This is a genomic window from Neobacillus thermocopriae (assembly GCF_010975035.1).
Classification (GTDB): domain Bacteria; phylum Bacillota; class Bacilli; order Bacillales; family Cytobacillaceae; genus Neobacillus; species Neobacillus thermocopriae.
Genome location: NZ_JAAIUV010000031.1, coordinates 20593 through 27199, shown reverse-complemented (window position 1 = coordinate 27199; position 6607 = coordinate 20593). Strand labels below are relative to the sequence as shown.

Annotated in this window: 7 protein-coding genes and 1 riboswitch; of the genes, 5 read left to right on the top strand and 2 right to left on the bottom strand. The window is 38.1% G+C overall.

The window, feature by feature from the left end; all coding sequences use genetic code 11:
* Together G4Z05_RS14995 and G4Z05_RS14990 are read right to left on the bottom strand one after the other, a co-directional pair.
* A partial coding sequence (locus G4Z05_RS14995; protein WP_205597402.1) for a transposase occupies positions 1 to 478 on the bottom strand: 478 nt, incomplete at its 3' end.
* A 214-nt stretch (positions 479 to 692) separates the two neighbouring features.
* On the bottom strand, positions 693 to 1940 hold the full coding sequence (locus tag G4Z05_RS14990; RefSeq protein ID WP_163252602.1) for a TolB family protein: 1248 nt from the start codon (positions 1938 to 1940) through the stop codon (positions 693 to 695).
* Positions 1941 to 2211: 271 nt separating this feature from the next.
* Between G4Z05_RS14990 and G4Z05_RS14985 the strand changes: the two genes are divergently transcribed.
* The 5 genes from G4Z05_RS14985 (at position 2212) to purB (ending at position 6484) form a co-directional block, all read left to right on the top strand.
* On the top strand, positions 2212 to 2754 hold the full coding sequence (locus G4Z05_RS14985) for a DUF2179 domain-containing protein (protein ID WP_038538831.1): 543 nt from the start codon (positions 2212 to 2214) through the stop codon (positions 2752 to 2754).
* Positions 2751 to 2948: an NETI motif-containing protein gene (locus tag G4Z05_RS14980; protein ID WP_163252601.1), complete on the top strand. Its 198-nt coding sequence runs from the start codon at positions 2751 to 2753 to the stop codon at positions 2946 to 2948. Before G4Z05_RS14985 ends, G4Z05_RS14980 begins: the two co-directional genes overlap by 4 nt.
* A gap of 302 nt (positions 2949 to 3250) precedes the next feature.
* Positions 3251 to 3352, top strand: a riboswitch (purine riboswitch).
* Positions 3353 to 3552: 200 nt separating this feature from the next.
* Positions 3553 to 4041: a 5-(carboxyamino)imidazole ribonucleotide mutase gene (gene purE / locus G4Z05_RS14975; RefSeq protein ID WP_163252600.1), complete on the top strand. Its 489-nt coding sequence runs from the start codon at positions 3553 to 3555 to the stop codon at positions 4039 to 4041.
* The gene (purK, locus tag G4Z05_RS14970; protein WP_205597586.1) at positions 4028 to 5182 is read left to right on the top strand and encodes a 5-(carboxyamino)imidazole ribonucleotide synthase; all 1155 of its coding nucleotides are present in this window, start codon (positions 4028 to 4030) and stop codon (positions 5180 to 5182) included. Before purE ends, purK begins: the two co-directional genes overlap by 14 nt.
* A gap of 3 nt (positions 5183 to 5185) precedes the next feature.
* Positions 5186 to 6484 carry an adenylosuccinate lyase gene (gene purB, locus G4Z05_RS14965; protein ID WP_163252599.1) on the top strand — a complete coding sequence of 433 codons (1299 nt, stop codon included), beginning with the start codon at positions 5186 to 5188 and terminating at the stop codon, positions 6482 to 6484.
* Positions 6485 to 6607: the final 123 nt, after the last annotated feature.

The window sequence follows — 6607 nt, the reverse complement described above, 5'->3', positions numbered from 1 at the left end:
ATTTACGTTTATTTGCACTTGCTTTAACATGCGTAGAATCAATAAATACATGTTCAGCACTAATCAACTTTTTATCAGAAGCTTCTTTTAGAATGCGGTAGAAGATTTTTTGAAATAGATCTGTATCCTTGAAACGTCTTTCATAGTTTTTTCCGAAGGTTGAGAAGTGGGGGACTTTATCATGAAACCCAAAACCTAAGAACCAACGATAAGCAAGGTTTGTTTCAATTTCTTCAATAGTTTTGCGCATAGAGCGAATACCGAAGGTATATTGAATAAAAGCCATCTTAATTAATACAACAGGGTCAATACTTGGACGACCACGTTCAGATGAATACATATTCTCAACTAATTTATATATAAATGAAAAATCAATAGCAGCTTCTATCTTACGAACCAAGTGATTTTCAGGAACCAGCTGGTCTAAAGTAATCATTTCTAATTGATCTCGATTTACTTGTGTATTTTTAGTAAGCATTTCAATATCACCTCGATATTCTATGACATAATTATACAAAAAATGTCGACAAAATCCTTTAAAAAAGGATTTTGTCGACAGTCTGAGACAATCAAAATGATTGTCTTTTTTTGTTATTGTCTGATGAAAGCTAAATGTTTAAAAAAGGAAAAGAGAGGGACTTTTACACAATAGTTGATACAGATAGTCATCGAAGACTAAAATAGTTTATTTCTCAATTTGCTCCGTTATATAAGCTAAATACTTCTTCCCAACTCCACCGATCGTAATATGAGTTTGCCACAGTTAAACCTTTTATCCATGTTTCTTCTTTTATTTGATCCATACTAGATATCAATACATCGGCTTTCTTTCTATCAGTTCTAATCCACACAAGTTGTTTTTTCTTAACATCAATGACAAAATCACCATTTTTTTGAGGAGGAAAAGTAATCTGTTTTTGAGAGTTTGTAAAAATATTCACTTCATACAAATTAGGTAATGACCTCTCTTCAAGGTTATCCGATTTCTTTTCTTTCGAGCGAGATACATAAATGATGTTGTTATTTTTCCAAGTCAAATCACGGTCAACAAATCCCTTTGGCGTAATGAATTTTTTTTGAATAGAAGGGGGTCTGACAAGTGTTAACTTTTTATTATTTGTTGCTTCCCTGCCTCCGCCGCTAATGTATCCGAGAAATGTGGATGATGGAGCCCACTTAAACCAGTCATTTTCATTTAATACTTCTTTATCAATACGGTGGAAAACTTTGCCATCACTAGTTAACAAACACAGAGTATTACTGTCTGCAGAAATAGATGCTGTAGGAACTAATAAAAAGCTAATCCACTTACGATCGTGAGACCATTTAAACTGGCTAGTACCAGCAATTAGTTCATCATTTCTAATTGGAATTGTAAAAAAAAGGGATCTGGTAGGTATATTCCTATCGTTAACGATAATTTTCGATAATATGATATTGGAATGAAGGTTTTCATTTTCTCTAGTTGAGACTAAAAACCCCTCTTCATTAGGAAGCCAAGAAAAGTTATCTACTTGTTCCGCTACAAGGAAAGGAACAAAAGAATGGGTAGATGCTGTATTCAAAACATATAAACTTTTATTAACAAGAAATCCAATTTTATTGTGATCATGAGACCACTGAAAGTTGTTATTAACATTAGACTTAATATGAATATGTTTATTGAATCTAATATGAAATAGCCACAACTCTCCATTGTTAACCATGTTTCCATCTTTCTTTGATTTTATATAGGCAATCCATTGGCCATCAGGAGACCATTTCGGATACCTAACATATTCACCAGCCGTAATCTGCTTTTCTTTATTTCCAATTTTTATCCACAAATCATCATTTCTAATAAATGCCGCTTTTAATTGATTTTGGTTATTCACAGCCTCTGGTTGGATGGGGCTTAAATGAACAAAAAGAATCATGAATAACAAGATGGTCCTTATCATGCAATCGCCTCTTTTTATTGTAGTTAGTTTTATCTTAATTTTCCCTAATAGATTATAAATTTTCATCTTCACAAAAAAGAAAGATTGGTGTATAAATGGGATTATTTGAAAAAGACGACTATTACTGCATAAGTATGATTAGTGATTGTCATAAAAAGGAAATGGTAATTTTAGCTTAAACTGAAATTGTTGATAAAGAAGGAATTTCGTCTATGATCGAAAAGAGTAATTTGTTAAAGTGGAGAGAGCATAATAAAAGGGGGATTATTGTATGCTGGAAAACAGCCTTATAATGGTTGCTATCATATTAATTATTAATATTGTTTATGTATCTTTTTTTACTATCCGGATGATTTTGACCTTAAAGGGGCAACGATATTTAGCCGCATTTATAAGCATGATTGAGGTTGTCATTTATGTACTTGGGTTAGGGCTTGTGTTAAACAATCTTAATGAAATTCAAAACTTGATTGCCTATGCCGTCGGTTATGGTATTGGTGTTATTGTAGGAATGAAAATTGAAGAAAAGCTGGCATTGGGGTACATAACGGTCAATGTGATTACGAAGGAATTTGACAAAAACTTGCCCAAAGTGTTGAGAGAAAAAGGATACGGGGTAACGAACTGGGAGGCAAATGGGCTTGAAGGCGGCCGGATGGCCATGCAAATTTTGACACCAAGAAAATTTGAGTTAAAGTTGTATGATACGATTAAGGAAATCGACCCTAAGGCATTTATTATTGCTTATGAGCCAAAAACAATCCACGGTGGCTTTTGGGTGAAATCCGTGAAAAGAGGGAAATTGTTTAAATGAGTAAGAAAAAAGTTCAATTTGAAGTTCAGGAAAATGAAAGTATTGATGAATGTTTAGATCGAATTAAACAGAAAGGATATATGCCTATTAGGCGGATTGAGAAGCCGATATTTCAAGAGATAAAAAAAGATGGAGAAACAATTTATCAACCAATAGGACGGCAAATTGTTTTTGAGGCAAAATTGTTCGAATAAGCGATAGCTTTGAAAACCAGTTCCTTATATATTTCGAATATATTCGGCGTGCTGTGTTTCGTTTATCTTAGTTGGAAGTCACTACAAGGAAGGATATACATCGTACGCTTGAAAGCAATAGCTTTGGAAAGTGCCCTACGCCGCTGACTAGAGCACTTGCGCTTTTCTGATAAAACACTAACAATAATATATAAAATAGGTATTATAATAGTGCGAAAAACGAACATTATAGTATAAATTAAAAATAACGTTCGAAAATTTGGTTGACATCCATGGGATTGACTTGTTAAGATAGGGATGTGAATGACAGATAATCTTACCCTCATATATCTATGGGAATATGGCCCATAAGTCTCTACCCAATAACCGTAAATTATTGGACTATGAGGGAAAGTCAATATGTTCGGTATGATGAGGGGCAGTGCCTTTACTTTGTTATTGACGGAATTTTTATACCCGGACAAATGGCTTTCTCTTTGAGGGAATCCATTTGATCCGGGTTTTTTAATTATACAGTTCCAACGCTAACTAGTTTTCAATTTGAGCAAGCTTTTGAAATTTAAATTTTTCTGATCGAAATAGAAGTTTGATAGGGGGAGAAAAAATGGCCAAGCTGGTCGGCGTCATCATGGGAAGTAAGTCAGACTGGGATACAATGAAGCATGCATGCGATATTCTAGAACAACTCGAAATCCCTTATGAAAAACAGGTCGTATCTGCACATCGAACACCTGATTTAATGTTTACTTATGCTGAAGAGGCTAGAGGTAGAGGGATAAAGGTGATCATTGCAGGAGCCGGCGGCGCGGCACATCTGCCTGGAATGGTAGCAGCTAAAACTACTCTTCCGGTAATCGGGGTTCCTGTTCAGAGTAAAGCCTTAAATGGGTTGGACTCTTTGTTGTCAATAGTACAGATGCCGGGCGGGGTACCGGTAGCAACAGTCGCTATTGGCAAAGCAGGGGCGATAAATGCAGGACTGTTGGCGGCGCAAATATTAGCAGTAGAAGATGTTGAGCTTGCAGGTAAGCTGGAAGCAAGACGTGAAGCCATTAAAAAAGAAGTGTTAGAAAGCAGTGATGAGCTTGTATAATCCAATCATTTTACCTGGTTCAACAATTGGGATTATCGGAGGCGGGCAGCTTGGGAGAATGATGGCTCTAGCTGCAAAAGCACAAGGTTACCGGATTGCAGTGTTGGAACCAACAGAAGATTCTCCGTGTGGACAAGTTGCTGATATAGAAGTGATTGGAGCTTACGATGACCGTGAGGCAATCAGTAGACTTGCGGAGGTATCAGATGTCATTACGTATGAATTTGAAAATATTGATGCAGATACATTACGATGGATTTGTGAGCAGGCCCATGTCCCTCAAGGATCGGAGCTTTTAACAATTACTCAGAATCGTATCACGGAAAAGGCTGCGATACAAAAGGCTGGTGTGGAAGTCGCCCCCTATGAAGTAATTAACAGTATGGAAGATTTATGGTTAAAAATAGGTACAGTCGGATACCCGTCGGTGTTGAAAACAGCCCGAGGCGGTTATGATGGAAAAGGCCAGCTGGTCATTCGTTCGGAACGGGACTTGGTTAAAGGAGAGGCTCTCTTGGAGCATGGAGCATGTGTATTAGAGAAATGGATCCCTTTTGAAAAAGAAATTTCCGTGATCGTGACTCGTAAAGTGGACGGGGAGACGGCCATTTTTCCTGTAGCGGAAAATATTCATATTGAAAATATTTTGCATCAAACAATTGTTCCAGCACGAATTTCGGAAGAAACTAAGAATTTGGCTATAAAAAAGGCGAGGCAGATTGCTGATTCTGTGGGATTGGTTGGAACCCTTGCCGTGGAGATGTTTGTGACGAAGGATGAGTTTATCTACATCAACGAGCTCGCACCAAGACCCCATAATTCCGGGCATTATTCGATTGAAGCTTGCATGACATCTCAGTTTGAGCAGCATATCCGTGCGGTCTGCAACTTACCATTAGGAAGCACGAAGCTATTAAAACCTGTAGTTATGGTCAACCTATTGGGAGAGCATCTTGAGACATTAACTTCCGAAATTCCATCGTTGCCAGACTGGAAAATTCATTTATATGGGAAAAAAGAGCCGAAATTGAAGCGAAAAATGGGCCATGTCACCATTTTAAGAGATAAAATAGAAGATGCTCTTCAAGAAATTGAAGAAAGCAACATTTGGAAGACAGCGAAAGAAAAGATCGGAGGATAAGACATGATTGAACGTTACACAAGACCGGAAATGGGAGCGATTTGGACGGAGGAAAACCGTTTTAATGCCTGGCTAGAGGTTGAAATTTTAGCCTGTGAAGCATGGGCAGAACTTGGAGAAATACCAAAGGAAGATGTGGCGAAACTACGTGCGAATGCTTCCTTCAATATTGATCGAATTAAAGAGATTGAAGAGGAAACTAGACATGATGTTGTCGCTTTTACCCGCGCAGTTTCGGAAACATTGGGTGAAGAGAAGAAATGGGTGCATTACGGTTTAACTTCAACAGATGTGGTGGATACTGCACTTTCTTACTTGTTAAAGCAGGCAAATGCCATTCTATTAAAAGACATTGAAAACTTTATTGAGATTTTAAAGAACAAGGCGAAGGAACATAAATACACCGTCATGATGGGACGTACCCATGGAGTGCATGCCGAACCGACAACTTTTGGTTTAAAGCTTGCTTTATGGTATGAGGAAATGAAACGGAACCTAGAGAGGTTTAAACAGGCTGCAAAGGGAGTGGAGGTTGGAAAAATCTCTGGTGCAGTTGGTACGTATGCCAATATTGACCCATTTGTTGAGCAGTATGTATGTGAAAAACTAGGCCTTGAGCGTGCGCCGATTTCGACTCAGACTTTACAGCGTGACCGCCATGCACATTACATGTCTACGCTAGCGCTGATTGCTACTTCGATTGAGAAGTTTGCGGTTGAGGTTCGAGGACTTCAGAAAAGCGAGACTCGGGAGGTGGAAGAGTTTTTTGCTAAAGGCCAAAAAGGATCTTCTGCCATGCCGCATAAACGAAATCCGATTGGTTCTGAAAACATGACTGGTATGGCCCGAGTGATTCGTGGCTATATGATGACAGCTTATGAAAATGTACCGTTATGGCATGAACGTGACATTTCACATTCTTCAGCAGAACGGATTATTTTGCCTGATGCAACCATTGCGTTAAATTACATGCTTAACCGTTTTGGCAATATCATTAAGAACCTGACTGTATTTCCGGAAAATATGAAACGGAATATGGACCGCACGCTCGGTTTAATCTACTCCCAGCGAGTCCTACTTGCACTAATTGATAAGGGCTTATCTCGTGAAGAAGCCTATGACACGGTACAGCCTAAAGCAATGGAGGCATGGGAAAAGCAGGTTCCATTCCGCAGTTTAATTGAAGCAGATGAAAAAATTACTTCACGGTTGTCTGAAGAGGAGATTGCAGATTGCTTTGATTACAAATATCATCTCCAGCACGTGGATACTATATTTGATCGTCTAGGGTTGAATGGGTAAGTTCATTTCCGTAACAAGGGGTTAGGGGAGCTATTCGACTTAAATTTGAAAAAATGGGCGGCTGAACATAGAGCTAATAGGGGATGGAAAATTCTCCCTGTCCTATATTAAAAATTCCCTGCT

What these genes read in the sequence shown, in the direction of transcription:
- G4Z05_RS14990 (WP_163252602.1), bottom strand. Translation starts at nt 1,940, where the DNA reads ATGATAAGGACCATCTTGTTATTCATGATTCTTTTTGTTCATTTAAGC.
- G4Z05_RS14985 (WP_038538831.1), top strand. Translation starts at nt 2,212, where the DNA reads ATGCTGGAAAACAGCCTTATAATGGTTGCTATCATATTAATTATTAAT.
- G4Z05_RS14980 (WP_163252601.1), top strand. Translation starts at nt 2,751, where the DNA reads ATGAGTAAGAAAAAAGTTCAATTTGAAGTTCAGGAAAATGAAAGTATT.
- purE (WP_163252600.1), top strand. Translation starts at nt 3,553, where the DNA reads ATGGCCAAGCTGGTCGGCGTCATCATGGGAAGTAAGTCAGACTGGGAT.
- purK (WP_205597586.1), top strand. Translation starts at nt 4,028, where the DNA reads ATGAGCTTGTATAATCCAATCATTTTACCTGGTTCAACAATTGGGATT.
- purB (WP_163252599.1), top strand. Translation starts at nt 5,186, where the DNA reads ATGATTGAACGTTACACAAGACCGGAAATGGGAGCGATTTGGACGGAG.